This window comes from Sphingopyxis sp., assembly GCF_051861155.1.
In the GTDB taxonomy this organism is placed as follows: domain Bacteria; phylum Pseudomonadota; class Alphaproteobacteria; order Sphingomonadales; family Sphingomonadaceae; genus Sphingopyxis.
In genome coordinates this window covers 1-584 of record NZ_JBHYDE010000019.1, presented here as the reverse complement: position 1 = coordinate 584, position 584 = coordinate 1, and the positions used below count along the sequence as shown (strand labels likewise).

At 65.4% G+C, this 584-nt stretch carries 1 protein-coding gene; it reads right to left on the bottom strand.

Annotated features, from left to right (window positions below; translation table 11 throughout):
• Positions 1-464, bottom strand: a 464-nt coding sequence (locus tag ACTIFP_RS17670; protein ID WP_439569987.1) for a glutathione S-transferase N-terminal domain-containing protein, incomplete at its 3' end; no start/stop codon positions are given.
• Positions 465-584 lie beyond the last annotated feature (120 nt).

Sequence of the window (584 nt, the reverse complement as noted above, 5' to 3'; positions counted from 1 at the left end):
AAGCGTCCTCCGTGACGCGTCACCAGCACTTCGAGCGCGGCGAAGCCCTGCGTGATCCAGCGGGCGATCCATGCTTTCACTTGCGGGTTCGTCGCCTCGAAATCGCCGCGGATCGCACTCAACACGCGCAGATTGTTGAGCGGGTGGATGTCGCACGCGATGAGCGCCGCCATGCCGCGAACGATCGCTGCTTCGTCGATATTCGCGGGGAGCAGCGGCGGGGTCGGCCATTTCGCTTCGATCCATTCGAGGATCGCGGGGCTCTCGATCAATATCCGGCCGTCATATTCCAGCGCGGGGACGAGACGGTGGGGCGCAATCCCGACATAGGCATCGCCGTGCTGCTCGCCCGCGATCAGGTCGAGCGGTTGCTGGCGGTAAGCAAGCCCCTTGAGCGCGAGCGCGATGCGGACGCGATAGGCGGCGCTCGATCGCCAGAAGCCGTGCAAGAGGATCTCGGTCATATGGTGGACGTAAGGCGAGGGTTGCGTGACTGCAACCGCCCTAGTCGCCGCGCCCGCGACCCTCGGTCGTCTGCGCCCACTCGGCGAGGTGGCCGTGTCGCTTGATCGTCTTGAGGCAGA